Annotated in this window: 44 protein-coding genes and 4 pseudogenes; 37 read left to right on the forward strand and 11 right to left on the reverse strand. The window is 44.8% G+C overall.

All coding sequences use genetic code 11. The features are described 5' to 3' along the window. The 6 genes from AAY47_RS17275 to AAY47_RS17300 all read right to left on the reverse strand — a co-directional run. A partial coding sequence (locus tag AAY47_RS17275) for an ANR family transcriptional regulator (RefSeq protein ID WP_235428404.1) occupies window positions 1-272 on the reverse strand: 272 nt, incomplete at its 3' end. A 101-nt stretch (window positions 273-373) separates the two neighbouring features. Next, a complete protein-coding gene (locus AAY47_RS17280; protein WP_047771447.1) occupies window positions 374-784 on the reverse strand; it encodes a hypothetical protein in 411 nt (136 codons plus the stop codon). Continuing rightward, a complete protein-coding gene (locus tag AAY47_RS22470; protein ID WP_072059823.1) occupies window positions 781-1,215 on the reverse strand; it encodes a hypothetical protein in 435 nt (144 codons plus the stop codon). Before AAY47_RS22470 ends, AAY47_RS17280 begins: the two co-directional genes overlap by 4 nt. Continuing rightward, window positions 1,190-1,396 carry a hypothetical protein gene (locus AAY47_RS17290; protein WP_047771448.1) on the reverse strand — a complete coding sequence of 69 codons (207 nt, stop codon included), beginning with the start codon at window positions 1,394-1,396 and terminating at the stop codon, window positions 1,190-1,192. The genes AAY47_RS22470 and AAY47_RS17290 overlap by 26 nt, the downstream gene beginning before the upstream one ends. Continuing rightward, a complete protein-coding gene (locus AAY47_RS17295; protein ID WP_047771449.1) occupies window positions 1,393-1,662 on the reverse strand; it encodes a hypothetical protein in 270 nt (89 codons plus the stop codon). The genes AAY47_RS17290 and AAY47_RS17295 overlap by 4 nt, the downstream gene beginning before the upstream one ends. Before the next feature lie 462 nt (window positions 1,663-2,124). Beyond that, a complete protein-coding gene (locus AAY47_RS17300) occupies window positions 2,125-2,817 on the reverse strand; it encodes an XRE family transcriptional regulator (protein WP_047771451.1) in 693 nt (230 codons plus the stop codon). A 129-nt stretch (window positions 2,818-2,946) separates the two neighbouring features. Here AAY47_RS17300 and AAY47_RS17305 point away from each other — a divergent pair, with 129 nt between their 5' ends. The 10 genes from AAY47_RS17305 to AAY47_RS17350 all read left to right on the forward strand — a co-directional run bounded on the left by AAY47_RS17305 (window position 2,947) and on the right by AAY47_RS17350 (window position 10,101). Continuing rightward, on the forward strand, window positions 2,947-3,192 hold the full coding sequence (locus AAY47_RS17305; protein ID WP_047771452.1) for a transcriptional regulator: 246 nt from the start codon (window positions 2,947-2,949) through the stop codon (window positions 3,190-3,192). Window positions 3,193-3,276: 84 nt separating this feature from the next. Further along, window positions 3,277-3,564 carry a hypothetical protein gene (locus AAY47_RS17310; RefSeq protein ID WP_072059824.1) on the forward strand — a complete coding sequence of 96 codons (288 nt, stop codon included), beginning with the start codon at window positions 3,277-3,279 and terminating at the stop codon, window positions 3,562-3,564. 258 nt (window positions 3,565-3,822) lie between these two features. Further along, the gene (locus AAY47_RS22940; protein ID WP_053014336.1) at window positions 3,823-4,287 is read left to right on the forward strand and encodes an NUMOD4 domain-containing protein; all 465 of its coding nucleotides are present in this window, start codon (window positions 3,823-3,825) and stop codon (window positions 4,285-4,287) included. Window positions 4,288-4,293: 6 nt separating this feature from the next. Continuing rightward, a complete protein-coding gene (locus AAY47_RS17320) occupies window positions 4,294-4,533 on the forward strand; it encodes a hypothetical protein (RefSeq protein ID WP_047771453.1) in 240 nt (79 codons plus the stop codon). Beyond that, window positions 4,527-6,137 carry a DEAD/DEAH box helicase gene (locus AAY47_RS17325; protein ID WP_047771454.1) on the forward strand — a complete coding sequence of 537 codons (1,611 nt, stop codon included), beginning with the start codon at window positions 4,527-4,529 and terminating at the stop codon, window positions 6,135-6,137. Before AAY47_RS17320 ends, AAY47_RS17325 begins: the two co-directional genes overlap by 7 nt. Then, complete coding sequence (locus AAY47_RS17330; protein WP_083446700.1) at window positions 6,134-7,111, forward strand: DUF7146 domain-containing protein; 978 nt, start codon at window positions 6,134-6,136, stop codon at window positions 7,109-7,111. Before AAY47_RS17325 ends, AAY47_RS17330 begins: the two co-directional genes overlap by 4 nt. Window positions 7,112-7,113: 2 nt before the next feature. Then, a complete protein-coding gene (locus AAY47_RS17335; protein WP_047771455.1) occupies window positions 7,114-7,893 on the forward strand; it encodes an antitermination protein in 780 nt (259 codons plus the stop codon). Between the two features lie 199 nt (window positions 7,894-8,092). Next, window positions 8,093-8,533, forward strand: a complete 441-nt coding sequence (locus AAY47_RS17340; RefSeq protein ID WP_047771456.1) for a GNAT family N-acetyltransferase — start codon at window positions 8,093-8,095, stop codon at window positions 8,531-8,533. 216 nt (window positions 8,534-8,749) lie between these two features. After that, complete coding sequence (locus tag AAY47_RS17345) at window positions 8,750-8,950, forward strand: hypothetical protein (protein ID WP_047771457.1); 201 nt, start codon at window positions 8,750-8,752, stop codon at window positions 8,948-8,950. A gap of 107 nt (window positions 8,951-9,057) precedes the next feature. Further along, window positions 9,058-10,101 (forward strand): DNA-methyltransferase, encoded by a 1,044-nt coding sequence (locus tag AAY47_RS17350; RefSeq protein ID WP_047771458.1) that lies wholly within the window; start codon window positions 9,058-9,060, stop codon window positions 10,099-10,101. Between the two features lie 284 nt (window positions 10,102-10,385). Here the strand turns inward: AAY47_RS17350 and AAY47_RS17355 are convergent, their stop codons facing one another. Then, the gene (locus AAY47_RS17355) at window positions 10,386-10,796 is read right to left on the reverse strand and encodes a hypothetical protein (RefSeq protein ID WP_047771460.1); all 411 of its coding nucleotides are present in this window, start codon (window positions 10,794-10,796) and stop codon (window positions 10,386-10,388) included. A gap of 190 nt (window positions 10,797-10,986) precedes the next feature. Here AAY47_RS17355 and AAY47_RS17360 point away from each other — a divergent pair, with 190 nt between their 5' ends. Further along, window positions 10,987-11,505 carry a hypothetical protein gene (locus tag AAY47_RS17360; RefSeq protein WP_047771462.1) on the forward strand — a complete coding sequence of 173 codons (519 nt, stop codon included), beginning with the start codon at window positions 10,987-10,989 and terminating at the stop codon, window positions 11,503-11,505. A gap of 274 nt (window positions 11,506-11,779) precedes the next feature. Here AAY47_RS17360 and AAY47_RS17365 read toward each other — a convergent pair whose 3' ends face one another. Beyond that, window positions 11,780-12,004, reverse strand: coding sequence for a hypothetical protein (locus AAY47_RS17365; protein WP_047771463.1), 225 nt, complete (start codon window positions 12,002-12,004; stop codon window positions 11,780-11,782). Window positions 12,005-12,160: 156 nt separating this feature from the next. Between AAY47_RS17365 and AAY47_RS17370 the strand changes: the two genes are divergently transcribed. Genes AAY47_RS17370 through AAY47_RS17390 form a run of 6 tightly spaced genes read left to right on the forward strand, consistent with a single transcriptional unit; the run spans window position 12,161 to window position 13,874 of the window. Then, entirely contained in the window at window positions 12,161-12,493 is a 333-nt protein-coding gene (locus AAY47_RS17370) for a phage holin, lambda family (protein ID WP_200897808.1), read from the forward strand. Then, window positions 12,477-12,719 (forward strand): hypothetical protein, encoded by a 243-nt coding sequence (locus AAY47_RS17375; protein ID WP_047771465.1) that lies wholly within the window; start codon window positions 12,477-12,479, stop codon window positions 12,717-12,719. The genes AAY47_RS17370 and AAY47_RS17375 overlap by 17 nt, the downstream gene beginning before the upstream one ends. Next, entirely contained in the window at window positions 12,719-12,868 is a 150-nt protein-coding gene (locus AAY47_RS23210; protein ID WP_327213550.1) for a hypothetical protein, read from the forward strand. Before AAY47_RS17375 ends, AAY47_RS23210 begins: the two co-directional genes overlap by 1 nt. Window positions 12,869-12,915: 47 nt before the next feature. Next, on the forward strand, window positions 12,916-13,122 hold the full coding sequence (locus AAY47_RS23215; protein ID WP_327213551.1) for a hypothetical protein: 207 nt from the start codon (window positions 12,916-12,918) through the stop codon (window positions 13,120-13,122). Beyond that, window positions 13,119-13,568 (forward strand): lysis protein, encoded by a 450-nt coding sequence (locus tag AAY47_RS21430; RefSeq protein ID WP_047771466.1) that lies wholly within the window; start codon window positions 13,119-13,121, stop codon window positions 13,566-13,568. The genes AAY47_RS23215 and AAY47_RS21430 overlap by 4 nt, the downstream gene beginning before the upstream one ends. Window positions 13,569-13,574: 6 nt before the next feature. After that, a complete protein-coding gene (locus tag AAY47_RS17390) occupies window positions 13,575-13,874 on the forward strand; it encodes a hypothetical protein (RefSeq protein WP_047771467.1) in 300 nt (99 codons plus the stop codon). A gap of 759 nt (window positions 13,875-14,633) precedes the next feature. Here the strand turns inward: AAY47_RS17390 and AAY47_RS22105 are convergent. Next, a complete protein-coding gene (locus AAY47_RS22105; protein ID WP_160300216.1) occupies window positions 14,634-14,783 on the reverse strand; it encodes a hypothetical protein in 150 nt (49 codons plus the stop codon). Window positions 14,784-14,957: 174 nt separating this feature from the next. On the opposite strand from AAY47_RS22105, the gene AAY47_RS17395 reads away from it, so the two are divergent. The 7 genes and pseudogenes from AAY47_RS17395 to AAY47_RS17425 all read left to right on the forward strand — a co-directional run bounded on the left by AAY47_RS17395 (window position 14,958) and on the right by AAY47_RS17425 (window position 19,036). Then, on the forward strand, window positions 14,958-15,314 hold the full coding sequence (locus tag AAY47_RS17395; RefSeq protein ID WP_047771468.1) for a hypothetical protein: 357 nt from the start codon (window positions 14,958-14,960) through the stop codon (window positions 15,312-15,314). 4 nt (window positions 15,315-15,318) lie between these two features. Continuing rightward, window positions 15,319-15,669, forward strand: a complete 351-nt coding sequence (locus AAY47_RS17400) for an HNH endonuclease (protein ID WP_047771470.1) — start codon at window positions 15,319-15,321, stop codon at window positions 15,667-15,669. A gap of 185 nt (window positions 15,670-15,854) precedes the next feature. After that, window positions 15,855-16,316, forward strand: a complete 462-nt coding sequence (locus tag AAY47_RS17405; protein ID WP_047771471.1) for a phage terminase small subunit P27 family — start codon at window positions 15,855-15,857, stop codon at window positions 16,314-16,316. 1 nt (window position 16,317) lies between these two features. Then, window positions 16,318-16,986: pseudogene (locus AAY47_RS17410) on the forward strand (terminase large subunit domain-containing protein); the annotation flags it as partial. 102 nt (window positions 16,987-17,088) lie between these two features. After that, complete coding sequence (locus AAY47_RS21435; RefSeq protein ID WP_083446691.1) at window positions 17,089-17,505, forward strand: helix-turn-helix domain-containing protein; 417 nt, start codon at window positions 17,089-17,091, stop codon at window positions 17,503-17,505. A gap of 16 nt (window positions 17,506-17,521) precedes the next feature. Beyond that, window positions 17,522-18,061 carry a hypothetical protein gene (locus AAY47_RS17420; protein WP_047771472.1) on the forward strand — a complete coding sequence of 180 codons (540 nt, stop codon included), beginning with the start codon at window positions 17,522-17,524 and terminating at the stop codon, window positions 18,059-18,061. Window positions 18,062-18,100: 39 nt separating this feature from the next. Then, window positions 18,101-19,036, forward strand: coding sequence for a hypothetical protein (locus tag AAY47_RS17425; RefSeq protein WP_047771474.1), 936 nt, complete (start codon window positions 18,101-18,103; stop codon window positions 19,034-19,036). A 37-nt stretch (window positions 19,037-19,073) separates the two neighbouring features. Here the strand turns inward: AAY47_RS17425 and AAY47_RS17430 are convergent, their stop codons facing one another. Then, window positions 19,074-19,844 carry a DNA adenine methylase gene (locus AAY47_RS17430; RefSeq protein WP_047771475.1) on the reverse strand — a complete coding sequence of 257 codons (771 nt, stop codon included), beginning with the start codon at window positions 19,842-19,844 and terminating at the stop codon, window positions 19,074-19,076. A gap of 244 nt (window positions 19,845-20,088) precedes the next feature. Between AAY47_RS17430 and AAY47_RS17435 the strand changes: the two genes are divergently transcribed. The 13 genes and pseudogenes from AAY47_RS17435 (at window position 20,089) to AAY47_RS21850 (ending at window position 26,545) form a co-directional block, all read left to right on the forward strand. Beyond that, window positions 20,089-20,442 carry a putative holin gene (locus tag AAY47_RS17435; protein ID WP_047771477.1) on the forward strand — a complete coding sequence of 118 codons (354 nt, stop codon included), beginning with the start codon at window positions 20,089-20,091 and terminating at the stop codon, window positions 20,440-20,442. 2 nt (window positions 20,443-20,444) lie between these two features. Next, window positions 20,445-21,062: a transglycosylase SLT domain-containing protein gene (locus AAY47_RS17440; protein WP_047771478.1), complete on the forward strand. Its 618-nt coding sequence runs from the start codon at window positions 20,445-20,447 to the stop codon at window positions 21,060-21,062. Beyond that, a complete protein-coding gene (locus tag AAY47_RS17445) occupies window positions 21,052-21,672 on the forward strand; it encodes a hypothetical protein (RefSeq protein WP_053014337.1) in 621 nt (206 codons plus the stop codon). The genes AAY47_RS17440 and AAY47_RS17445 overlap by 11 nt, the downstream gene beginning before the upstream one ends. After that, entirely contained in the window at window positions 21,669-22,001 is a 333-nt protein-coding gene (locus AAY47_RS17450) for a hypothetical protein (protein WP_047771479.1), read from the forward strand. The genes AAY47_RS17445 and AAY47_RS17450 overlap by 4 nt, the downstream gene beginning before the upstream one ends. Further along, window positions 21,994-22,260: pseudogene (locus tag AAY47_RS22480) on the forward strand (hypothetical protein); the annotation flags it as partial. The gene AAY47_RS17450 and the pseudogene AAY47_RS22480, both read left to right, overlap by 8 nt. Next, window positions 22,243-22,668 (forward strand): annotated as a pseudogene (locus tag AAY47_RS22485) (phage minor head protein); the annotation flags it as partial. The pseudogenes AAY47_RS22480 and AAY47_RS22485, both read left to right, overlap by 18 nt. Continuing rightward, complete coding sequence (locus AAY47_RS17460; RefSeq protein WP_047771485.1) at window positions 22,661-23,110, forward strand: phage virion morphogenesis protein; 450 nt, start codon at window positions 22,661-22,663, stop codon at window positions 23,108-23,110. The pseudogene AAY47_RS22485 and the gene AAY47_RS17460, both read left to right, overlap by 8 nt. 204 nt (window positions 23,111-23,314) lie before the next feature. Then, the gene (locus AAY47_RS17465) at window positions 23,315-24,409 is read left to right on the forward strand and encodes a peptidase (RefSeq protein WP_047771487.1); all 1,095 of its coding nucleotides are present in this window, start codon (window positions 23,315-23,317) and stop codon (window positions 24,407-24,409) included. A gap of 31 nt (window positions 24,410-24,440) precedes the next feature. Beyond that, on the forward strand, window positions 24,441-25,376 hold the full coding sequence (locus AAY47_RS17470) for a hypothetical protein (protein WP_047771488.1): 936 nt from the start codon (window positions 24,441-24,443) through the stop codon (window positions 25,374-25,376). A gap of 11 nt (window positions 25,377-25,387) precedes the next feature. Further along, window positions 25,388-25,735: a DUF2190 family protein gene (locus AAY47_RS17475; protein WP_047771490.1), complete on the forward strand. Its 348-nt coding sequence runs from the start codon at window positions 25,388-25,390 to the stop codon at window positions 25,733-25,735. A 1-nt stretch (window position 25,736) separates the two neighbouring features. Beyond that, the gene (locus AAY47_RS17480) at window positions 25,737-25,904 is read left to right on the forward strand and encodes a phage protein Gp36 family protein (RefSeq protein ID WP_235428405.1); all 168 of its coding nucleotides are present in this window, start codon (window positions 25,737-25,739) and stop codon (window positions 25,902-25,904) included. Beyond that, window positions 25,882-26,205: pseudogene (locus AAY47_RS20985) on the forward strand (phage minor tail protein L); the annotation flags it as partial. The gene AAY47_RS17480 and the pseudogene AAY47_RS20985, both read left to right, overlap by 23 nt. A gap of 91 nt (window positions 26,206-26,296) precedes the next feature. After that, window positions 26,297-26,545 carry a hypothetical protein gene (locus tag AAY47_RS21850; protein WP_053460660.1) on the forward strand — a complete coding sequence of 83 codons (249 nt, stop codon included), beginning with the start codon at window positions 26,297-26,299 and terminating at the stop codon, window positions 26,543-26,545. On the opposite strand, the gene AAY47_RS17490 is transcribed toward AAY47_RS21850, so the two are convergent. Further along, the coding region (locus tag AAY47_RS17490) for a transposase (RefSeq protein ID WP_047771512.1) at window positions 26,512-26,861 on the reverse strand (350 nt) is incomplete at its 5' end. The two genes, AAY47_RS21850 and AAY47_RS17490, sit on opposite strands and share 34 nt — an antisense overlap.

The raw sequence follows: 26,861 nt of genomic DNA on the forward strand, positions 1-26,861 counted from the left end.
ATCACCTGTTTATTTATATGTTCTTTCAATGCTTCTGCAATTCGCCTGGTATCTTCTATTGCGGCTTCTTCTTTTGGGGTTCTTAACACCTTGCTGTAACTGTTATGTAATGAGTGTCTTTTTTCATTATGTAATTGGCGATATTCAGCCCATAGTTGAGTATTAAGCGTAGTTGCTAAGTTTTTAGCTTTTCCCCAATATATGGCTGCAAGGTCATACTTTTCTTCTTTCTCTTTCTGGATGGCTTTGTTCGCTGCTGCTATATAATTCATATCTTCCACTTTCATCTCCTTAGATTTGTAACCGGTCTGAATTTTGGATAAAACAACCCCCCAACGGTGGCGCTGTAATTAAATTTGTATTGTTATTTTTATTATTCTAATTCGGCTATTTGTATTTCTAACTCAGATATCTTTTCATGTAATGAATTAATTTCATTCATTGCTTTTGAATACTTTTTCTGTAGTGCTATCTTTTCTTTCTCTCGCCTGATATCGGCTTTCAGTTCTTCCAGTAACTGAGCATGCCGTCTTATGAACTCAGGTCGCATTTCACCGCGACGTAATTTAGTGGTTCCGTCTTCCTGCTTAACTTTTTTGCTGGGGAAGTTACTTTCCTTGCCTTCCTTGTTGAACTGCTCTTGCGCCCGAACGTAAGCCAGTTTATTCAGTGCACCTTTCTCGCTCAGATAAGCCTTGCTAGCACCGCGAATGACATAGACTTCACGCATTTCAATTTGGATATCTTGGTTGGTTGCAGCTTCAATGGGTTTAAGTATTTTCATATATATTCCTCTCCTCTGACTCGTGCTATTTCTTTGCTTGCTATTTGCATGTAATCCGATATAGCAAGAAGTGCCGTTGCAGTATCATTATCCTCTAGATTTTCAAGAAGCATATTTAATAAAACTCTTGATCTCTCAATTGCATTTCTGGCTGGTTCTAATTCTATTTTTAAATCAGAACCTATTTTTTTTGTTTCGATAACTGAATCAAGAATGCAATCTAATTTATTAATATCCCGATACTGCATCATTGATAGTGTGCGTACAGCGCGTAACATTGCGTGAGTATCAGTGCTGGCTTCATCTTCAACCGTTTTTAATAACGGAATTAATATAGCCTGTATTTCTTCATTAACTTCAAGTGCGTTCCGCAAGTAAGATTTACCACCAATTAGTTTTTTCATGTTATTGATCCCTGTTTTGTTTTTCATGATTATATTCCTCAGCAGCTTCCCTTAATTTTTCAGCCAGCACCTTAGACTGACGATAAATACCACGGCACATTAAATAAGTATCCGGTTCTGCTTCGTTCTGAGTTGCAGTGAGTACAGGAAATATTGACGCTTCAATTTCCTCTGCAATTTCGACGGCTGTTTGTAATTTATTGTTCATTTTTTAATTTCCGCTAAATGTGTTTTATTAATTAATCGTTCACATCTATCCTTAGTGATACTGGTCATTGAAATTAATTCACCAATAAGAGATCTGAATCTAGCGGCTTCTTTGAGGTGATTGATTTCCATTTGACTAAGTAAAGGCGCTATTTCATCCATTAATTTAATTGCGTAATTATTTGCAGTAGAAGCTGAATGATAAATACTTTCTTCCTGTGTTTTTGATGCATTATGGGTCTGGATGACGGCTACTGGAGTACTCATGTATATGTCCTTATTGTAATCGGATCAAATTAATATTTTATGTAATTATCTGCGTGGGGACGTAACTTGACCCGCCCACGCTGTGATATATGAACTAGACAGCATCATTTTTGCTTGTTGGTAGCTTTCAGCAACGCATTTAATTCTGATGGGGTGTTTTTGATTGATATCAGAACGCTTAATTGCTGCGAAAATAAACGTTTTCATGGTGAATTCATTCCTCCAGCTTTGCTATTAGATACATTACTAGTGAAGATGACCTTTGCTTGGAATGAATAATGTCAAGGTATTTTTAATGGAGTCAATGGTATTTTTAAAATACTTGTGTATTTTTTATCTTGTTGATTTATAAAATATTAAAGTTTTAATATGGGTATGATATTTGATGTTAATAATACCAGTTGATATTATTACGATATGCATGAGGTGAGGCTGATCGATCACCAGCCTCGTATGTTGGGTTTATGCAAATAGCTTTAGTTTTTGTGATTGACAGAATAAAACCTTGGCGACTATACGCAGTAAAGACATTTCCTCTTTGTCGATATACCATGCCTCATAGTGAGAGTTATCCGATAATACCGCCATTTTATAGCCTTGCATCTGTAGGCGCTTTACGTGCAAACAATGACCAAGTACAAACAAGTAAATACCATCACCATCAAAGTGTTGAGAGGTTATATCAACAAAAATTTGATCCCCAGGCTCTATCGTATCCGCCATGCTATCGCCGTAGACAGAGATTACCTTGATTGCATCAGGGGTACGGTTGTTAAACAGCATTTGAGCTTGTTTTGGTGTGTACTCAATAGCATTGACTGTCTGCTTAAATTCAGCTGAAAACACATCTTCTCCCCCTGAAAGGCTTTCTATATCCAAGGCATCAACTCTGAAAACCTTATTTTGCTGAACAGAGATAGGCAAGGTGTTAGCCATTCCAGAATCAGGGGCGCCGACACCTCGCTCTAACCATGCCACTGAGACATCTAGCGCCTCAGCTATCGCCAGAATTTTCCTTGTAGAAGTAGCCTTACCTGAAGTTAGTTTCTGTATTGCCCCCTGAGTGACACCTACTTTTTGCGCTAAATGCATCTGCGTAAGCCCTCGAAGGGAAAGTGCATACTTAAGCCTTTGCGCTAATGTTTCATGTTCCATGACTGATCCTCAAATTGAAATATTACTCAATTTTAATCTCAAGGTATTAAAAAAACAATTTTATCGCACTTGCCTTGAAAATACTTAAGGATTAATATAAATACCAAAGTATTTTTGTGAGGATGTGTAATGAAAGAAAAGTCTTACGTATCACCAATTTATAGAGCGGTGAGTATTGCAGGAGGTCAGACGGCGCTTGCGAGACAAATTGGAGTAACTCAAGGGGCTGTTTGGAAATGGCTTAGGGGATTGAAGAGAGTTTCACCTGAGCACGCGGTCGCAATAACGGAAGCCACCAACGGTGCAGTCCAAGCCCATGAGCTACGCCCCGATCTGCCTAAAGTTTTCCCACCACCCGAGGTGCCCCATGAATAACTTCCAGTTGCTGGTGGTTTATGCACTGGCGTTCTTGACCCCTATTTGGGGTGTGTGGGTATGGTCTGTGGTGGGGTTTTCGTGATGTCGGCTTTTTCTGATTACATCAAAGTCACCATGCCATCGCTCTTTTACCCTGACGATGGCGCATGGATTCAGGAAATGCTGGCAAAACTGCGGGCAAGCACCCGATCGAAGATCACCGCTAAGTATTCAGAAGTGTATCAGGCGGCATGGGACAACGAACCCGTTTCATACCGCAAAGACAATGCAGCCAGACGGGCGGCCAATATCCGGCTCAGGGAGTTCGTCGTGAAGTATGAGAGAGCGGCACAGGGTTATACAGCAAAGCCGATAGCCGTTAACCAGTAACAAAAAATTTGGAGTTCGCATGTATCACTTTGCTAGTACAAGCAGGAGTGGCATATGGGGAAGAGGGGAAAACTTTCTAGGGGGGTAAGGGGGGTGATCTTTGAAAGGGGGTGTTAGGGAAGGCACAGCCAAAGGAGTGGTACATAGCTTAATTAGATCACTATAGGGATAACAAAAGTCGAGCAGACGTTTAGACGTCCAAGTGAAGAAAAAAGAGTCTTTCTCTGGCAGTGGGAATATTCAATTGGGGGGGTATCAATGTTAAGCAGGAATGGAAATGTAAAGGGAAGCAAGAGACCGAACGGCGCGACTTTGGCGAGTAATTCCGTATCGGCTCTTGCTGGGGAAATCGTAAGTAAACAAGTTTCCGTGGCTGATTATGACACTAATTTCTCATTAGAGGAATGGCGTCCGGTGACAATTGAAGAATTTAGTAATAGCTATGAGATTAGTAGTTTAGGGCGGATTCGCAGTCTTGATCGGTATGTTCCTGAAGATATTAAAACTCGAAAGGTTCAAGGTTGCGTTCTAAAGACCAGATTGCGCAAAGATGGTTACCTAGGGATAAATTTGAGTGTCAATGGCACTCAATCTCAGCTTACTGTTCACCGCTTGATTGCAATGACCTTCATTGAGAATAAAGACAAGCATCCCTGCGTCAATCATAAAAATGGCATCAAAACAGATAACCGCGTCTGCAACCTTGAGTGGGTTACATATTAGCAGAACATGGATCACGCAATCACCAACGGATTGATAAACGTTACAGGTTCAAATAATGCGCAATTTAAGGGCATTATCAGGGCGACAGATATCATGACTGGCAAGCAGGTTGATTTTATAGGTAAAAAATCACTCATCGCATCAGGATTAAGTTCCCCTGCTGTATATGCCTGCCTGAATGGGAGAGCCAAAACCCATAAAGGTTATCGTTTTGAGCGTATTTCGTTGGAGAGGAAATCATGCTAGAAATTACCCCCAACTTCGCGCAAGAGCGTAGCTTAAGCCTGTTGCGGCAGTGCTGGAAACAACACCGTACTTTCATGGTGTACAGCCCAACAGGTTCAGGCAAGACCGGACTGGCGGCTTTTATCACTGACGGTTACGTCTCTCGCGGGATGCGCATCATGTTCTGTGTGCCTTATACGATCCTCGTAGACCAGACGGCAACCCGCTTTATTGAGTACGGCTTGCCAGAAGATGAAATCAGTTATGTCTGGCGTGACCACCCGAATTATGACCCAACACGGCTCATTCAGATCGCGTCAGCCGATACCATCATCCGCCGTGAGTTTCCTGACAATATCGATTTGTTAATCATTGACGAGGCGCACTTGCGCCGTAATCGGATACTGGAAATTATCCGTGACAGTGACATACCCGTAGTTGGGTTGTCGGGCACACCCTTTGCGCCGTTCTTGGGGACTTACTACGAAAAACTGATTAAGCCTACCACGATGAAAGAACTGATTCAGCGCGGAGATCTGAGCCAGTATGAATTCTATGCCCCTACTAAACCTGATTTAACCGGGGTGAAATCATCTCAAAGCGCTGAGTACGGCAGCGACTACAAAGAAGACGAAATCGCCGAAATCATGTGCGGGGCTGATCTGGTGGGGGATATCGTCAGTAACTGGCTGGCAAACGGAAGGAACCAGCCAACTATCTGCTTTTGTGTCACGGTCAGCCATGCCAACTTTGTGACCGTAGAATTCAATCGGGCGGGGGTTAATGCTGAGATCATTACAGCTCAGACACCTCATGAAGATCGCCAGATTATTATTCATCGCTTTGAGCAGGGCGCAACGAAAATCATCGTCAATGTGGGCGTGCTGGTGGCGGGTTTTGACAGTGACGTGCGGTGCATCATTTACGCCCGTCCTACTAAGTCAGAAATCCGCTGGCTCCAGTCAATCGGCAGAGGCTTACGTACCGCCAAGGGTAAGGACCGGTGCGTCATTCTGGATCACTCCGGTACTGTTCACCGCCTCGGCTATCCCGACGATATCGAATATGACGAACTGCCCCGCAAGAACGACGGCATGAAAACCCACGCCAGTCACCGGGAGCAGGAAAAGCACGAGAAATTACCGAAAGAGTGTTCATCCTGTCATTACATGAAGCCCGCTGGCGTTTATGTCTGTCCGAAGTGTGGTTTTAAGCCACTGGCAGGCGAGGATGTTGAGGTGGATACCAGCCGCACTATTCAGAAGCTCAGCAAGAAAGAACGCGTCTACACCCAGGCTGAAAAGCAGAGTTTCTATTCACAGCTGAAATATTACCAGAACCAGCGGGCTTCACAGGGTAAGGCGGTCAGTGATGGCTGGGTATCCAACACGTTTAAAGACAAATTCGGCATCTGGCCGTGTGGGTTCCATGACGCCCCGCAGGAACTGACACCCGAAGTGAATAACTTCATCAAACATAAGCAAATTGCGTGGGCGAAAAGCCGTCAGAAAGCAAAACAACCGCAACAAGAGCAGCAAGGGCTAAACCTTGAAGTGGCCCGCCATAAGGTACGTGAAATACGTGAAAAATTAGGTACACCATCATATCAGGGAGATACACAGTGAACAGAATAAAAACCGCTGATGCTGTTATCGGTCGCTGGCCTGAAATCTTCGCTTATTACAAATTGCCGCCCGTGACAGGGAAAAAGCACTTTAAAGGTAACTGCCCCATCTGCAAGCGAAAGGGAAAATTCAGAATTGATAACCAGAAAGGGCGAGGGACATTCATTTGTGCCTGCAATGCGGGTGATGGCTGGGCGTTGCTTCGACTGACTCAAGGCAAGGACTACAAGACTCTGGCCGATGAGATTGATCTGCTACTGGGTATCCAGTCCGATAAACGCAGCGTGGTGAAAAAAGAGACGAACATCACCACGTTCAGAAACAGAGTCACTGGCTGCTACGCTGGTTTACCCGGCCTGAAAGGGACATCGGGCGAGGCCTACCTGAGAAACCGGGGCATTCACGTTCTGCCTGCCGACAATGTGCGGTATTGCGCCGAACAACCAGTGCATAACGGAACACTGCAAGCAATATGGGCGCTGGCTACCGATTCAAAAGGGCTGGCGTGCTACCTGCATCGGACGTATTTAGACGGGGATCGAAAAGCCTCGCTAGACGTTGTTAAGAAAATGAACTCATTACAAGAAGATAGTTATTTGGCACACGTTCAATCGGTGGCTATCCGTCTTTTTCCGGTCGATTCAACGCTGGGTATTGCAGAAGGGATCGAGACAGCACTGTCCTGTAAGCAAATTTACGGTGTCAATACCTGGTCAACCATGAATGCCGGGCACATGGCGAAATTCATTGCCCCGCAGGGGGTGAAACACCTCGTTGTCTTTGCCGATACCGACTGGAGCGCGACAGGTCACGCAGCTGCGATGGAGTGCGCCCGCAAGAATTTATCCGCCCATAACGACGTAGAAAAGGTCAGTGTTCGCTGGCCGGACAATGGCGACTTCAACGACATGCTCCAGAACGGGAATGAAGCGAGAGAGTTGATATTTATGAAAAAAGCACGGGAGATAGCGTAACAATGAAACTCGAATCAGCCCTGAAACACTTTCACCCGAAAACACCGACTTTTAGTGATGCTTCCACCAGTACCGCACCGGACAGAATGAAAGGCATGGATACCGCAGCGGCTTTAGGGATGGCTGAATCACAGGCGAAGTTTGGCATAACGGCCTTTTTTGCCAAAAACAACGTCAGTAATGAAGACAAATTCAGCACCGTAGAAGAACTGACCCGATACGCAAGGCGAACTGTACCGAAACTAATCTCGAAGACCGCAGGGAATAAACTGGGGCAATGTCTGGTGATCTTGTCCAAGATGGCGTTTGAGAATTACGCCCGTTCAGCCGCGTCAACCTGTCAGTGCTCGGAGTGCCAAGGTAAGGGGATTATTTGCAGAGTGAAAGCCGTGGTGAAGCACTCAGGCATCACGAACATTGATGGGGTGGTGATCGTTGAGCCAAATATCAAAGATGAGCCGGTGGACGAATTGTGCCAAGCCTGCAACGGGAAAGGCATTCTGTCAAATCGTTGTCGCTGCAAGGGACGTGGCTTGGTGCTTAATGAGGAACAGACAGCATTGCAGGGTATACCCGTTCATAAAATCTGCCCGCGATGTTCGGGGCGAGGTTACAGCAAAGTGCCTTCGTCGGTGGCTTACACAGCAATCAAGGCTTACTTGCCGGAGCTGAACGAAAGAACATGGCGGCGGAACTGGAAGCCCTTTTATCAGAAGCTGGTGGAGAAGTGCTATACGGAAGAAAAGCGAGCAGAAGTTGCATTCAATGCGGTGACAAAATAAACCGTTGCATTTTGTCCGGCCTTGGTCTAACATCTTCAAATAGTGGGAACTTGTAACTATACTCACTACGAATTTTCAAGCCTCGCTTCGGCGGGGTTTTTTATTGCCAGAAAATCAGATAAGAGTTGCCATTCCCTTTGGTTGGAATTGCATGTGTAGTATGATAACGTTATTGATATGTAACCATTTGGAGTGTGGTATGTTAATTTCGTTAGTTGATATAAATAAGGACAATTATGAAGCTGTCTGCGATCTATCTGTAACTGATGAACAGCTAGAATATATTGCGGAAAATGTGTTTTCTCTTGCTGAATCAAAGTTTTTTCCTTCATACGAAACTCGCGCGATTTGTTTGGATGGTACGCCTGTTGGTTTTTTTATGTGGGTACCCTCTGATACTGGACAAAAAACAACTATTTGGCGGTTTATGGTGGATAAAAACCATCAAAAGAAAGGCATAGGACGTAAAGCGTTATCACTGGCTATTGAGGAAATAGGGCGCACAGATAAGCTGGAAGAAATAGAAATCACTTATGATCCAAGTAATCTTGCTGTGAAAAATTTTTATGCTAGTTTCGGCTTTATTGAAACAGGTATAGATGAAGAAGCTCAAGAAATGCTAGCGATTATAAAAGTATAGTGCAAATTCATCTCTCAGTAATTCCGAATAACTCAATAGGTGAAGTATGTATGACGAATTCGAATGGGTATAAGTGCTCAATCTATACCCTGAATTCCATAGCCTCGCACTCGTGGGGTTTTTTTATACCTGAAATAAACATAAGACTTGCTGTTGCTATCGGTCAGAGTTACATGTGTGTTTATGCACAATAACTGACCAAAGGTTTAAATTATCATGCTAAAACATGACGATATGAAAACAGCAGCCGCCTGCGTTTTAGAAACCGTGCCCTTGTATGACTGGGCGTCTGTTTCCGATATTTCCACCCTGACGGGGCTATCCACGCCACGTTGCCAATTAATGTTAACTCAATTTTGTCTGGCTGGCCTGATGGAAAGCCGGGACGACGACACGTTTTTCAAACGTTGCCCCTGATGGGGTAATGCCTTAAGCGGTGAAATGAACGGCGGGTGGATTCGTAGCACTCGCCTTTCCTGTCGCTTTCCGGAGAGCCAGTCAGCGTCGATTTCGGGAAGGATATTGTGAATTTAAGTGGTATCACATTAATTAACGACGACTCGCTAAATTTTATCAAAAGGTTACCGGACAATTACATCGACCTAATAGCCACTGACCCGCCGTACTTTCGCGTAAAAGACTGTTGCTGGGATAACCAGTGGTCAGATGCTACCGCCTACCTTGCGTGGCTGGACGAATTGCTGGCCGAGTTCTGGCGGGTACTGAAACCGAACGGCAGCCTGTATATGTTTTGCGGTTCCCGTCTGGCCGCTGATACGGAATTGCTGGTACGGGAACGGTTTAACGTGTTGAACCACATTATCTGGGCGAAACCGTCTGGCCCGTGGCGCAGACAGAACAAAGAAAGTCTGCGGATGTATTTTCCGGCAACCGAACGCATTATTTTTGCTGAACATTATCAGGGACCCTATCACCCGAAAGGTGATGGCTATTTCCGCCAATGCAGGGAACTGAAACAGTCGGTATTTAAACCGCTGATCGATTATTTCCGTGATGCCCGAAAAGTGTTAGGCATCACGGCGAAAGAGATTCACGCAGCAACTGGTAAGCAGATGGCCAATCACTGGTTTAATGACAGCCAGTGGCAGTTACCCAATGAAACTGACTACCAAAAGTTACAGGTGCTATTTAACCGTATCGCCAACGAAAAACACCAGCGCGGCGAACTGAATAAGCCGTATTCTAATTTGGTGGAATCACACCAGTTTCTATCGCAGCAGTATGACGAATTACGGCAGGAATACGGCTTAATGCGCCGTTCGTTCACGGTCACAGCCGCCGTACCTTATACCGACGTTTGGCAGTTTGCGCCGGTACAATATTATCCGGGCAAATACCCGTGCGAAAAGCCAGCTGATTTGATGGCACATATTATCCAATCCAGCAGCCGCGAAGGGGATCTGGTAGCCGATTTCTTTATGGGTTCTGGTGCAACACTGAAAGCGGCTTTGAAACTCAATCGCCGTGTATTGGGTGTGGAACTGGAAGAAGCACGGTTTAAGCAGACTGAGCAAGAGATCAACGACCAGTTGTCAACTCAGAGCTGACAGCTCGATCGGGGTTGGACAGCACCTATATCGTAGCTAAATCAGTATATTAGGTTTGATTTTAGTTGATGTGAGCAGCACCTCGAATGGGTATAGAGAGTATCCCATGAAAGATGAATTCGATGGCTTTATCCAACCTCTGCAAAAAATGCAGTAGTTCAAAATCCCGCAAGTTCGGGATGTTTAGATTAATATTCCAATTTCTCGATATGGGAAATCCCATAACGGAACAAATTCATACAGTTAAGGCTGCGCTATTTGCGTGGCCTTTTTTGCATCATGGCTTAAATTTTTTTCAAAAATTTTCTTAATGGTTCCAAATCCTTAACGGTCTCTTTCGGGTTAAGAACATCAAAAAAGTTAAGAAAGACCACATAATCAGATGGATGAGTATCGTGATAGTGTTGAATCTTGACTGTTTTATTGTGAGCACGTTTGTATGACTCAATAGCAAGCTTAAGTTTTTTCATTTTCTTTTCTGGAATGAGAGCGAGTAACTTATCAAAATCTTGTTTGTTTAGCGTTTGGAATGGATAGCGACCAGATTCTATTAAGGTGATTTCCCTGGTGAGCTTTACTAATACCTCATTAGATATCTTCCTGCGTTCCTTTTTATCTTGATCTTTCTTGTTTGCAAGGTAGAGAACAACAGGGATTAGCACGCCGATCACAGCAATAGCAATTTCAATTGTCATGAGGTATTCCTATGGAAATATCCATAATCACGTTAATTTCGCTTAGTGTATCAATGTTCAGTTTTGGTTGCGTGTTTGGGTTCATTATAAAATGACTGATATGTCATATTGGCAATATGAACAACCAAGGTCGCTGAGGCGGCCTTTTTTTTATTTTGATCACAGTTAAATTTTTCTAAAGGTGGTAATCATGAGCGTTCTATTGGGATATAGCGAGACAAAAACCATGATCACCTATGAAGACTTACAAAAAACCGCAGAGGAAGCCAATGAAAAAAGGTTCACTCATGCAGAAATGTTAAGGCAAAGTATCCGTAATTTTATTGAACACTACAGGCATTCTCTTGCTATCGCTGACCCGATGTTCAGGGGTCACAATGGTCAGCAAGAAAAAATCGTCACACTCGGTATTAACGATAATGGTGTATTCAGGGAAAAATATCTGCATGAACTCAAGCTATCGGATGATTTTAGTTTGTCATTTCATATCAGAACGATTATCACAACAAAAGACCCCCAATCTACATGGGTTACATCACCAATAACGGTAAGCAGGCAATCAGAGGTTGTCACGTTTGCTTTCACTGATGACACTGAAACAATATCATGCCGCATTCCACAAGGTAATTTATTAAGTGTCTATGATGAAGCGGTAGATACACTGAAATTGTTAATACTGAATCTTATTAAACAAATGGCACCAGAATAACCACTTTCCGTTTTTTCTCCCTCATTTGAGGGGTGAAAATAAGAAGTGGTCATCAATGGTATTAACAGAATTCGCCACCGCAATCACTCCCAGAACCTCAGTATCTCCTATTGCGGCTGGCAGCCTATTAACTCACTAGCGAGGTGAATGATGGAAAAGCGTATTGAAGAGTTAGAGAAAAAAGTTGAAAGGTTAGAAAAACAGCTCATTCAATTACAGGGGGTAATGAGCTGCTCAATAAGTTCAATACATCAACAAATTAAAGAGATTAAGTCTAGCTCTCTAATTCTGTCTTGATATTCTTAAGATACTGCAAGTAGGCCATTTCTCCTATTTCATTGATAGTTTTATCTAAAATATCTTCACTTTTTATACCAAGACCAATAAAAACCTGTCCAGCAGACGTATGCATACCAACATGAATAGTTGCTTGGAATGGCGGTTTTAGCCCGATTACAGTATCTAAGTCATTAATGTTGTTGATCGTATATTTTTTCATAAACACATCCCCCGAAGCTAATCAGCCGTCGCTTCGGTTAGTTGACATTTGGCTGATCTAACAGCTTACCTTAACCATCAACCCATTATTTTTAACCGACTCACACCATCGTTCACCCCACGGACGCCCATTGTTCAAATGGGGTGGAATATGAAGATGAAAGAAAATCCTGATATCTGGGTACAACTCGGAGACTGGCTCATATCGGTAAGGGAGCAAGGTATCTGGGCAACTCTCGCCGGAACAATGGCATTTTTCCGAGGCCGCTACAACGGTGGCGGCTGGGTAAAGGTCTCAATCGACACCTTTATGTGCGCCATGTTCGCCTGGTTCATTCGTGATGTATTAAATCTGTTCGGTCTGAATCCTGACTTGGCCTACATCGGCAGTGTGGTGATTGGCTATCTGGGGACAGATTTCATTGGCCAATTGCTGCGTAAGATGGCAGAGAAAAGAGCGGGGGTAAAAATTGATGAGCCAAAACAGTGAATTAGTATTTGGTGCGAGCTTTTCTTATATAACAGAGCTGCTACATCAATTTCGCCGCTGGCGGGTGTTGCACAGGCTGAGAAAACATTGGCGTGATGATCAGTTCTTTGTAAAGCTCGCTCGTGAACCTCGGTACAAATGGATACGTGACTATTTTAATTTTTACGAACGTTACCAATTTCTCAGGTTACTGACAGAACATGAACAACAACGGGGAATAATCTGATGAGCAGAGGTATTAGCAATAACAACCCGGGCAATATTGACCACAATCCCGCTAATAAGTGGCAGGGTCAAATTGGAATCAAAACAGGGGTAAAAAACCCTCGGTTCTGTCTGTTTGAATCACCGGATATGGTATCCGGGCACTCATGAAGTTGCTGACCAATTACCACAAGAACGGTTATCAGAGTGTGGCCAAGATGATAGACCGCTGGGCGCCGACCAATGAAAACAACACCTCAGCCTATATCAAGGGTGTTGCTAAGGCACTGAATGTCGATCCGAATCAGGTTCTGGACATCAATAAACCCACGCTGATTGCGCTGGCTAAGTCCATCATCCGGCACGAGAACGGCAAACAGCCTTATTCGGATGACATCTTCACACGGGCATTTGAGATGCTATGAGATTCAACAGCCAGTACTTCACCCTCGGTGCTTTTGCTGTCGTCGCTGGCCTGCTCTGGTTCTATTACAGTGAGTATCAGGACAAGGCCGAAAAATACTGTAGGTTAGAGCTACAGTATGACGAACAGGTCACCATCAATACCACCCAGCAAGCGCGCATCCAGCAACTCGCAGAACTAGATACCCGACACACTCAGGAACTCGCCAATGCCAAGACTGAAATCGATACTTTGCGCACTGATGTTGCCGCTGGTCGTCGCAAGTTGCGCATTAAAGCCACCTGTCCCGTGTCTGAAACCACTCCCTCCGGCAGCGTGGGCGCTACAACCACCGTCGAACTCACTGGAGAAACTGGAGCAACTGTTCTCGATATCCGAGAAGGCATCATTAACGACCGGGCAAAAATAAGATATTTGCAGGATTATGTTAAAACACAGTGCAGGTAAATAAAGATGCGTGAATTACCAAGAGGCGTGTACAAAACTAATCGGAAAATACATAACCAGGCATTCAAATATCGGCAATTAAAATATTATCAATATTCAACGGTGGTCGTCGGTGATACCACTGCATTGAATATTCATGTGTACAAATGGTTTATATTGTTAATTGCCATTCCAATGTTGATTTATGGCTCAATTGTGGTTGGGCTGATGCCGGTATTCAGAGAACTGCGTGATGTATGGTGGGAACCCGTAAAATTTGACACTATACGTCAAATTCCCGATGGTTTATTGAGATATGGAAAATAGCACCTCACCACCTCAGAGCAAATGATACAGGGGTGGTGGGAGTAAATACCGTGTCATGACGAGAGGACGGCGGGAATGCTACCGTCCTGCTTGGTTTTATTATAAACACAATGCGTAATTCCACACCCCTGGATACACTTTTGTGCACTGAGCTAAACAGCTCGCCCATGCTGAGCTGGCAGGAGGAAATATTGAGCAAGTCATGGCATAAGTCTGCATTGAAGCTAAAAATGTAGCGCCTGCCAACAGGCAAAGAATAATGAACTTTTTCATTTTACTCACCCCATTTCACTAACAACAACAAAAACCAATCAACCTAGTAAACCCATTTCCACACAATAACAAGCGAATAATGCTTAACAATTAATTACCATTTGAAACTAAATGAAATATTTCGGTGTCCATTCCCTGAGTGGGGCAGGTGTATGTTAGAGGGCGGTGTCAGTGGGATAGTTTCTCTCTGTAATCGCTTTGCGATTATATCCAACCAAAGTGATTAAAAAGTGATCTGCATAACATTTACTGCCATCCGTTAACGCGGGTGGCATTTTTATTTACAACTGTTGGGAAAATCCCAATGGTTGATTTATGTGCTGGACAAAAACAATAAATCCACAGTATCTCAATGTCTTAATTGGACATAACGGGCTGGATAAAACGAGTTAATCCATTGTTTCAAAGCCGCTGCTTTGTGCGCACCTCTATCGGGAATATCGATATCGATACTCCTTTGCGTCGGGTTATCGCCGTCTGTTTGTATTAGCTACGACATGTCTCCTTGCCATCGAGCGTACAGACAGAATCAAAAATAACCCATGCCCCCGAGGAAGACGGGTCATTATCAGCAACATCCGCTGTAGGCAGGCGAAGGGGTGTGACAGCCGGAGAGACGGCCTGCATTGCCATCATAATTCACCGAGTTGTGATCGCCATGTAGTCGAAGAGCCAAAGTCCGATAATTGAATATTGGACGATAAGTTACTTGCTGAATGTTTTTTCAGCATTTTATATAACCACCGTGCAAAAACTGTCGGGGTTATATCAACCAGACCAGTTAATTATTCTGATTTATGGAGAGCAAACATGTCACAAGGTACAGCAACATCCACATTCACTGTCGGTATCCAATACGACACGGAAACATTAAGCCCGCTTGAATCACAGCCAGAACACATTGCTGAACTGTTGGATCGCATTGATGGGCGGCGTGAGGCTGGCATGAAGCTGTCAACAGATAACAATGCTAAGGCTGGGGTTACTGCCGATAGCTTTAAGGTCTTTAATGTGGCAAGCGGGGTGACTTACTTGGGTTCAGCGGTTATTGATGCAACCAAGCTAAACAAAGCCCACGACGATCACCTCCGCTATATCATCCGTGAAGAGATACGCCAGTTTGTTGCACACGAGAGTGAACGCGGTGGGCTGTTCTCGAAGTGGTGACGCCATGCCGCCCCGCATCCCCCGAGCCTGCCGCAAACGTGGCTGCCCTAAAACCACTACCGACCGCTCAGGCTACTGTAACGATCATTTGCACACAGGCTGGCAGAACCACCAGCAAGGCAAGAATCGACATGAACGAGGTTATGGCAGCAAGTGGGACAAGTTACGCGCCAGTGTAAAACAACGGGACAAACAGTTGTGCCAGCAATGCTTACGTGGGGGACGAGCAGTAACGGGCGTGACCGTTGACCATATCACACCCAAGGCACACGGCGGCACAGATGAACTGTCCAATCTGCAACTATTATGCTGGTCTTGCCATAAACGTAAGACCGCCACGGAGCGATTACGATAAAGGTTGAATGAATATTAATTTCTCATTGCAATCATTGCATATGTCATCGCTATAGAGGGAGGGGCGGGTTAAATTTCTGCCACTCTCGCCCTTAAGGACCGCCGCCTTACCTCTTTTCACATCACCGCGAAATGCAAACCTTTTTTTGGGGTGCCCCAACTGCACCATTTTACAGGAGACATCACATGGCAGGACGACCGCCAACCCCGACTCACCTGCGTCTGGTGAGGGGTAACCCATCAAAACGCCCGATTAACGCCCATGAACCGAAGCCGGAAAAAGGGGTTCCCCTTGTCCCCAAACATTTTGGAAAAATGGGCCGGTACTGGCATGAACGGATCGCCGGGGAGCTGAATAAAGTCGGCGTGCTGACTCAGCTTGACGCCAAAGCCCTTGAATTGCTGATTGAAGCCTACGTCGAATACCGGACGCACTGTGAAACACTGGAAAGCGAAGGTTACACCTACCGGACCGATCAGGGATTAATCAAAGCGCACCCCGCCGCAGGCATGAAAGCCGATGCGTGGAAACGTATTCATGCCATGCTCAGTGCCTTCGGTATGTCACCCTCCAGCCGGTCTAAGGTCAACATGGCCGGGGAAGACAAAGCTGATCCTCTGGCTGAGTTCTTACAAATGAGGGATTAACATGGCGAAAGTATCAGAAGGCATTCGCTACGCCGAGCGGGTCGTGGCGGGTGAGGTTGTATCCGGTGAGCTGGTGAAACTGGCCTGTCAGCGGTTCCTGAATGACCTGAAAACGGGGGAAGCGCGGGGAATTTATTTCAGTGAACCCCGTGCCCAGCATATCCTGAACTTTTACAAATTTGTGCCCCACGTCAAGGGCGCACTGGCAGGCAAGCCCATTGAACTGATGGACTGGCATATCTTTATTCTGATTAACCTGTTTGGTTTTGTGCATCCGTTGGTGAATGAAGCCACGGGGGAAGTGGTGCTGCGCAATGACGGCAGCGGGCGGCCGGTGATGGTGCGCCGTTTTCGGACGGCCTACAACGAAGTGGCCCGTAAGAACGCCAAGTCCACCCTGTCCTCCGGTATTGGTTTATACATGACCGGGGCTGATAGCGAGGGCGGGGCGGAAGTTTATTCGGCCGCGACCACCCGTGATCAGGCCCGCATTGTGTTTGAAGATGCGAAAAACATGATCAAGCAGACCAGATCCACGTTAGGTCGCCTGTTTGAGTTTAATAAGCTGACCATTTATCAGGAGCAATCCGCGTCCAAGTTTGAGCCACTGTCCAGTGATGCTAACAATCTGGATGGTCTCAATATCCATTGCGGTATTGTTGATGATGTTCAGGTGTCATGCTGTAGCCTCCGGTGATGCAATGATGTTTGTAGGATATGTGATATATTATTGTCCCAATTTTGGGACTTGTAAAGGGTTTTGGTGACAAAAATGTCTCTTGGCGATAGATTGAAAAAAGAGCGCGAGCGATTGGGGTTTAGTCAATCTGACTTTGCAGAGATGGTTGGTGCATCAAGAAAATCACAAATAAGATGGGAAAAAGATGAATCTGCACCGGGGGCTGATGCAATTAGTCTCTGGGCAAAAGCAGGTCTAGATGTGATGTATCTGATCACAGGACAAGTTCAGCAATCAATTTCTACCGTTCACAAAAACAATGAGATAGATGAAGAATTACTAGGAAAAATTGTTCGTCAACTAAATTCTATCGCACGGCAATCTAATCGCCGTTGGACAGCAGATGAGCTTGTCCTACAATCATCAAAAATATATAACTTTTTGATTAAGGAGTCGGTTGTAGATGACGCTAGAATTGATCGGGTATTAAAACTGGTTATTAATCATTAAAGAGTGAAGGACTTATATGGACGATAGAGAAGAGAAACTAAGAACAATTGCAGAACAGGTTGTTGATAGCCTTAAACTGCTTCCTCAAGATGGGCAAGAACGACAGGTAACTATCAGTGTTGGTGGTAATAGTAATGGTTCTATTCATGTGGGTTCAGTTGTCAACATTAATCCTCCTACACCACCTCGCCCACGTGAGCTTCATGAAAGGAATAGTCAGGAGTTACTTGCAATGAAACGAAAATTGCTTACGAAAAATAAAGATGCTAAATGGCGTTGCTACTTCAATACACCCTGTCTACTGTTATTTAGTCTGATACTTATGGCATTTGGATTTGCCCTATGGGACGCTTATATGATGCTTTTGGGGGGAGGATCTACTGGTTTATTGGTGCTTAATGAGAAAACCTTGATAATCTTTGTTTCTTGGATTGTGCTGATTTATATTTGTGGAAAAAAAATGGAGAAGCAAAGAAAAATAGAAAACAGAATAATAGATGAAAATCAGAACACTATTGATACCATCAATGTCATTTTACGACGTAGAAATTTTTAAGAAGATAATTGTTTTCAATTTCATACAAGGGTATGAACTATGCGCAATTTATTAATTCCCACAATATTTCTTTTGGCAGGGTGTGGTGATGCGACTGAAAATAGCGTTCAAATTGAGCCTGAAAAAGCTCCCATCCCCGTGTTCTCAATAACAACAGATAATGCCACTATCAATCAATTATTGCCAGCTATCCGCCATTTGCTTCCCGGCCTTGATAAATACTCAGAACAATTTCAGAATAAAGTGATTGAGCAGAATCGCTTTCTGACAATTAAATTTCGTATTCCTGATAATGCCCAAATACCTGTTGAGTACATGGCCTCTGGTCATAACTGTTTTATTGAAATTAATGATGACCAGACAGGAATTAAAATTCCTAAAAGTGCTTGTCAAGCGACATTATTTGATCAAAAAAATGTCCTGCCTGATAGTGATTACTGGGTATATTTTTACCCAGACGATCTGGCATACAAACCGTATGATTTCTCGCTTATGCCTGATACAGAACGCATTGATACTGTAAAAAACTACCTGGATAAAATGGCTAAAACCATAGAGAGTGTTCAGCAGAAGAATAATTGGATAGCTTATGATTACCCGAACTATGGGCGGCAATTCAGACAAATAGAGTATGAAGGAAAACGCTTTTTGTCTCAGGATGTAATACAACCTTATGATTCTTGCCAAATGGCAGGCTCTAATGCACAAATTTGGTGGTCTGAACAGGTAAATTCGATCAAACAACTCACCTCGGATGACTCTAAGAAAATTGATATTGCATTGAAAAAAATTGAAGATATCTATGATGCCTATCAAAAAAATGCTGCTGATTGCCTGAAAGATATTAAATCTGCCCCATTAAAATCAGAACCGAGGGAGATATTACCACCCACACCAGATAATAAACCTCCACGTGCGGGATGTTTGATGGTATTTAAACCTGAAGATACGACCGAATGGAGCTGTCCAATATAATAGGACACTAAAAGGGGGGGCATCCCCCCTTTTTAAACTAGAAGTTACAAATAATAAGTTCTTTACTCTGTTTCGCTTTTCCTTTGACTTTTAGGTTGTAGCCAATATTAACCACCTGCAATGTTAATCCCTTAAACGCCTGACGCATTTCTGGAATATCGTTCACTGAAATTATCATTTTTCCTTGGAGAGTATGTGCCAGTTCTGCCAACCGATCATAGTTCTCCAGTCCGAACTCAACGCCATATCCCTCAGTCCCCCAATACGGCGGATCACAGTAAAACAAAGTATGCGGTCTATCATAGCGCTGAATACACTGTACCCAATCCATATTTTCAATGATCGTTCTTGCCAGTCGTAAGTGAGCCATTGATAATTCTTCTTCTATTCTAAGCAGATTAAAGCGTGGAGGGCTGGTGGTAGAAGTTCCGAAAGTATGTTCAGCCACTTTACCGCCAAAGGCTTGCTTTTGGAGATAGTAAAAACGTGCAGCCCGCTGAATATCAGTTAGTGTTTCTTCCGGTGTGATCTGCAACCATTTATAAATTTGGCGGCTGACCAATGCCCACTTAAATTGCCGGACAAATTCTTCCAAATGATGCTTTATCACACGATAAAGATTGACCAGTTCGCCATTAATATCATTAATGACCTCACACTTGCTGGGTACTTTCAGGAAATACAGCGCTGCCGCACCGCAGAATGGTTCCACATAACAGGTATGCTCAGGAAACAACGGTAATATATGTTTTGCTAATCGGCGTTTACCACCAATCCAGGGAACGATGGGTAAAGATTGTTCTTTCATTATTCGTAAGCCTTTTCCATTAGCTGAAAATGAGTTAGGCTTCTCCGGTCATCGATGACGGAAAGAGCCTGGGTTGATTCACAGTGCATACCTGTGGATTGATGGCCTGCCCAGTGTTGGTAGCACTAGGCAGGCCGCTCTTATCCTGTCTTTTACTTTCCCGATACGCTCTTAACGCCCTTTAAAATCCTTTTCCCGCTAAATTGGCAAAACTGTTTCCATCAACGACAATGGAGACAGTTCAATGAAAATCTTCAGCACCACCCTTATTTCACTTATCAAAAAATTACGTCTCGGCGGCTGGCTGTTAACCGCAGTGCTTTTGCTGATCACTATTGGTTTAGTTTCCCCTCAACAAGTCCCTATTGTGATCTATAAGCTAGCGCTGATTGCACTGGCTGCTGTCTTGGGATACTGGCTAGACCGCAGTTTATTTCCCAAAGCCAGACCTGGTCAGTATCTGAAACATGATGAAGAACTCATGAAAGAAGGAAAATACCCTATCCAGACTGGCTACCATATGGCATTTGCGGCTGTTCTGATACGTCGTGCACTGATTGTTGCCGCTGTCTGTCTCAGCGTCGCAACAGGACTATGATCATGAATTGGCGGCAGATGATCGGAATAATGCTACTGTGGTGTGGTGGCCTGGTTAGTCCTGTGCTGGCTGATGAACCGCCACACCGTTCGCTGCAATACCGCAATGACTTGATACGGGCTTCTCGTGTGATCTGGGGATTGAATGCTCCCGTGGCTGATTTTGCCGCTCAATTACATCAGGAGAGTGGCTGGAAATCACGCGCGGTTTCGCCAGTAGGTGCTCAGGGCATGGCCCAGTTTATGCCAGCAACGGCGGATTGGATTAGTCAACGCATTCCTGAATTATCCAATAAAGATCCTTTCAGCCCAGCCTGGTCTATACGGGCGATGGTTCACTATGACTACTGGCTATGGCAACGCATTAAAGCTGCCGATGAGTGTCAAAGAATGGCAATGGTGTTGTCATCCTATAACGGGGGCTTGGGCTGGTTACTACGGGATAAGAAGAAAACCGCGGCTGTGGGTCTCAATCCGTGGGTCTGGTTCGGTCACGTTGAATTTCAAAACGCAGGGCGCAGTGCCGCTGCCTGGAAAGAGAATCGTCATTATCCCCGACGTATCTTACTGGAACTTGCACCCCGTTATTTGGTCTGGGGAGGAGCGAGCTGTGCCAATTAAATTATGGGCTAAGCCTGTTGTATTAATTTTGTCGCTCGGCCTACTCCCTTTGGCTTATTGGCAAGGCCATGTCACGGGCTTTCAGAAAGCAAAGGAGACTGGAAATACCGCATTAGCACAGCAGCAAGCTGAATTTCTTCTGCTGGAGAAACAACGGACAGAACGGGAACTGGCAACACTGAATACCTTGCAGCAACGTTATCAAAGGCAAGTCAGTTTAGCGCATCAGGCGGAAGCCAATTATCTCAATGGCATCGAACAACTCCGTACTCAGAACCAACAACTGAAGAGGAAAATTGACCATGTTACTCAGCGTTGGATGGATGAAAAACAACAGCTTCATCCCGTTAATTGCGTGTTTACTCGTGGCTTCGTGCAGCAATACAACGCCGCCTTCGGCCTGTCCAGTGAACAAACTCATGCTACCTCCATTACCTCCGGCACTGATGAAACGCCCCGTGAACATGAAACCGCTGACGCCCAACTACGGCCATCCGGTATTACACAAAGCGACATCCTCACCAATGTCATCGATAACGGAGAGCAATGTCTTACATTGAAAGCGCAGGTCAATGGCCTGCTGGATTACATCGAAGGATTACAACAATGACATTACAGATCGAATTTTGGGCTGCCGCCGGTTTTCTGCTCTCTTTCCTCGGTTTTGTTTTTGGCATCGCAAAGTGGTTATTTTCCAAAGCGGAAGAACGACAGGAGGAAAGACACGCTTCGTTAGGACAGGCGCTGAAACATTCCGTAGACAATTGGTCTCAACTTGAGCGTGAGTTTATGCAGTTTAAGGCTGACTTACCACTGAATTACGTGCGACGTGAAGATTACATTCGTGGTCAAACAGTTATTGAAGCCAAACTGGATGCACTTTATAGCAAATTAGAGGTTGTGCAGCAGCACCGCATTGCTGGAGGTCAAAATGATTGATATTGCCCGTGTTCGTCGTGAGTCATTGCGCTGGAGTTTATTGGTCGCGTTGAATAAAACGCGCCCTTATACCGCCAGTGAGACACTGTTATTGGATATATCTCGTGCGATTTATCCTGATGTGACTGCACTGGAGTTACGCAAGGAATTGGATTATCTGGCAGACCGTCAGTTGATTGACCTGAATAAACAGCCATCGGGCAGTTGGTTTGCGGATTTAACCCGTATTGGTGTTGATGTCGTTGAATATACGGTTGACCGACCGTACTGGATGTACACGGGGATCAATGACAGCCACACCCGCAAAAGCCATCTTGCCTTACATGGACGGGTATTTCGTTACGATGATCCCTTCTGGCAGGCATTTTATCCGCCTAATGGCTGGCGTTGTCGGTGCAGTGTGATTGCACTCAGTGATGATGATATCACCGCCAGAGGAATAAAAGTGGCGAGCTCCCGCCAGGCAATGGGCTGGGAGCTAAAATTAGTCTCGCAGAAAACAGGGGAAATGCAGTCTGTGGCAACATTCAATACAGGGACAACGAAAGTGGCTACCGATGTAGGTTGGTCATATTCACCGGGTGCTGCATACCGTCCCGATTTAAATCGCTATCAGGGGGCGTTATCTGGACTGGCTCGTCGTGAACTAGGCGGACAGAATGAGTAATATTGCTATTACAATCAATGATAACGATTTGATGCGTGGCTTGCGTGCGCTGGCATCTTCTGCCGAAGATCTGACACCTGCCATGCGCAAGATTGCTGCAACACTATCGGCAGAAACCTCATTCAATTTCGAAGCTGACGGTCGTCCTGCCTGGATACCTTCAGTTGCAGCACAAGATCGAAGTGGCCAGACATTACAAAGAACGGGGCATTTGATGAATTCAGTCAATACCCGTTATGATTCCAGTTCGGCGGTTATTGGTACAAACGTCGTCTATGCCCGTATCCATCAAATGGGGGGAGAAACTGGCCGCAATAAATCGGTATCCTTGCCTGCCCGGCCTTATTTACCTGTGACGGCACAAGGTGAATTATCCCCTGAATCGGCAAGATCAGTTTTGAGTACCATTCAGCGACATCTTGAAGCAGCGGCCCGCCGTTAAACGCTGCGTACTTATGCGGGTGATTTATCATTGTCATCCGCATAAAAGTTTATAAAGCGTTTACAGGCTCAAATTTTCGGTATCTAATGGCCTGTAGTTCTTCGCTTTCTTATTTCCTTTCCCACGTTTTTTCTAAAGCAGATTAAAATTCATTTTTTCTGATTAGGGTGAAACTGTCTCTATCAACATCATAGAGACAGTGAAATGAATTTCCTTCACATTTTCAAATCCGGTACGCATACCGATATGAATGGCAAACAGTTTCCATTCAGCCCAGCCGATTTACAAGCCTGTGCGCAGGCCTATGACCCATCGCTGCATGAAGCACCGATTGTGATCGGACATCCCAAAGACAATTCACCGGCCTATGGTTGGGTTAAATCGCTCACCGCTTCCGGTAATGATTTGATTGCTGAGCCTCAACAGATTGATGCCCAGTTTGCCGAACTGGTCGATACAGGGCGCTATAAAAAAATTTCTGCTTCTTTCTATTTGCCTGATTCCCCAAACAACCCTAAGCCTGGTGTGCTCTATTTACGTCATGTTGGTTTTTTGGGTGCACAACCACCCGCCATTAAGGGATTGAAACAGGTTGAATTCAGTGAGCAAGAACAGGGTGTCGTGGCGTTCTCTGACTGGAGTGAGATCACTAACGCTTCGCTCTGGGGACGTCTGCGAGAATTTTTGATCAGTAAATTTGGTATGGATGAAGCGGATAGAGCGCTTCCTTCCTGGCAGGTGGATTCATTACGTGAAGAGGCTTATAGCACGACTCAGCCTGAACCTGCTTTTCATGAATTCAATAACATACATCAACGTGAGGAAAACACTGTGACAAATGAAGAAAAAAAAGCACTGGAAGATGAAAACGCCCGTCTGAAAGAACAGCTGGCTGCCCGTGATGCCGCCGAATCCCAGCGTAAGCAGGCTGAACAGCATACCGGAAACGTGGCCTTTGCTGAAAAGCTGGTTGCGGACGGCAAATTAGCGCCTGTTGCTCAACCTGTCGTGGTGGCATTACTGAATGCGGTCACTCACGGGGAGTCCCCCGTTGAATTTGCTGAAGGTGATGTGAAGAAACCACTGGCTACCGTGTTTAAAGATTTATTGAGTTCTGCCCAACCTGTTATCGATTTTGGCGAACATGCGACAAAAGACCGTGTTGACCAACACGCATCCACAGACACGACAGAGTTTGCCGATGCAGATCCTGAACGTTTGGCACTGCACCAAAAAGCACGAGCGTTAGCAAAGAAAGAAGGTATCAGTTACGACGCAGCCGTTGCCCGCTGCCTGTAACCCTGCTGCCGTCACTATTGAGGAATCATAAGTGTCTGATTATTTGAAAGGTAAACGCATTGTTGACCCCGTGCTGACCAGTGTGGCTCGTGGCTATAAAAATGCGGCATTCATTGGCGAACATATTTTCCCTGTTGTTGAGATGGAAAAAGAAGGTGCCACTGTCCCTACATTTGGTAAAAGCGCCTTTGTTGAATATGACACTGAACGGGCCGTGGGTGCTAACAGTAATGTCTTAGTTCGTGAGAAAGGCAGTTCACTGGATATTGTACTCAACGAACATGATCTGGCGGCACCCGTTGATTATCGTGAAAAAGCCGAATCTTTATTTAATGAAGAAGCTAAGGCCATCCGACGCTCTACCAATGGCGTGAACCTGAAACGCGAATTGTATGCGGCACGGCTGGCACAAGATCCAAAAGTCTATCTCAACGATTCGGTGAAAAAACTTTCCGCCGACGAGCGTTGGGTGGGCGATAAAGGGAGTCCCATTGCAGTTATTGAAGCGGGTATTGAGGCTGTGCGTACTGCTATCGGTGTCCGCCCCAATCTGATGACAATGGGGGCCAGTGTCATGTCATTGTTGAAGTTCCACCCTGAAATTCAGGCAGCGATTGGCGCTAATGAACGTAAGCGTATCACAATAGAAATCCTGAAAGATATTTTCCAAATCCCCAATGTTATCGTTGGTGAGCCTGTTTCTACGCCGAACCTGAAAAAAGAACCTGTTGATGTCTGGGGTGACAACCTGATGCTGCATTATGTTTCACCGCCGCAAGCAGGGGCAGAAAGTGCTGATGAACATGAGCCGTCATTTGGCTATACCTTCCGGCGCAAAGGGATGCCTGTTGCAGATAAATATGAAGGTGTAGGCGGTAAGGTCAATTATTGCCGTTATACCGATATTTATAAAGTAGCGGTGGTGGGTGGTGATGCCGGCTACCTGATTACTAACATTGTGAAGTAAGGAGAAGGGTCATGGCTGTAACACAACAACCTGTACTGACAACGACAGTGATCGCCACCGCAAACATTGCCCAGCATCGTTTGGTCGGTGCTGATAATGCACCTTGTCAGGCAGGCGCCGTTGCACTGGGTGTTGCCGAAATTGATGCGAAAACAGGGGATGCCGTTCCGGTGAATGTGTTGGGTATTATCGCGGTTGAAGCCGGCGCATCGATAGCACGGGGGCAAGTCGTACAGTCGGATAAGAATGCCTGTGCAGTGCCAAGAACGACAGAGAATGCCTCTGTAGCCTCTGTCGGATTAGCGCTGGATGATGCCAAAGCGGCAGGTAATGTCATTCGTATCTTACGTGGTATATGACATGTATTGCTCATTGGCTGATCTGCAAGAACAGATACCGACGCAATCATTGATATGGTTGTCTAACGACGAACGGACTGCCAAGACAATGAATGAACCTGTGATTAACAGCGCCATTCGTTACGCAGATGAACTCATCGATGCCTATTTACGTGGGCGTTATCGATAGCAAAACCCATGAGGACAATGAAAGCGTTCAGTTTGAGCTGTCTTCACCTGCTGACTTGCAAGGGATTCAAATTCCTACCAGACAGATACACAGCCTTTGCACGTGGTGTATGCGTGGGTTATATCGTAAATCGCCATGTGGCTACACAGGGACTCAATATTTTGATGAGGATGGCAACCCGACCGACGACCCGTCAAAAGATGCCTGCGGTGGACTGATGAGTGATTGTAAGGCCAGATATGGAGAAGACGCTCAATTACCTTTCGGTGGTTTTCCGGGGTCGGCGTTATTAAGAAGGTGAGGATTTTAATTAATTAAAAAATCTGATTAACCTCTCATCGCTCTGTATTATTTATTGATATTATGCGCAAATTACCAACAGAGGATGAAATATGAAAAAGATATTATTGTACTTTATTTTATGTTTTTCAGGATCTTTATTGACGGGGTGTATATCTGGATCAGTTGGTGGCACCCCATACAGCCCTCCTGAAAAAAAACAAGAGCCACCTTTAATGTCAACAATTGATTTTAGTAAAGCAGATTATGGCCTTTCTCCCAGTAACTATAAAAAATTAGTTAAAGACCAATTTAATCTTGTAAGTCCTCAAGAGAAATTAACTGCAAATTGGCGACCATAACTTTCAAATAAAGTATTTAGCTCATGATCCATTGTATCCTGAGTCCAAGTGATAAAACGTCGCCAGTGATATTTAGCCTGTCTCCAGACGATTTCAATCAGATTCAGCTCTGGGCTGTAGGCGGGAAGGTAAAGTAAAAACAGGTTGTGTTCTCGTAACCCGCGACTTTTGATTTTTTCATCTATCCTATGATGGATACGCGCATTATCTAATACGACAAATGTCAGGCGATGATCCCCTTGCTTTGCAACCCGTTCTAAAAAATCAATGACATCAGTCCGCGTAACACTGTCTGACATTATCTGATAAAACAGTG

Origin of the sequence: Xenorhabdus griffiniae (assembly GCF_001028135.1) — a bacterium.
GTDB lineage: Bacteria > Pseudomonadota > Gammaproteobacteria > Enterobacterales > Enterobacteriaceae > Xenorhabdus > Xenorhabdus bakwenae.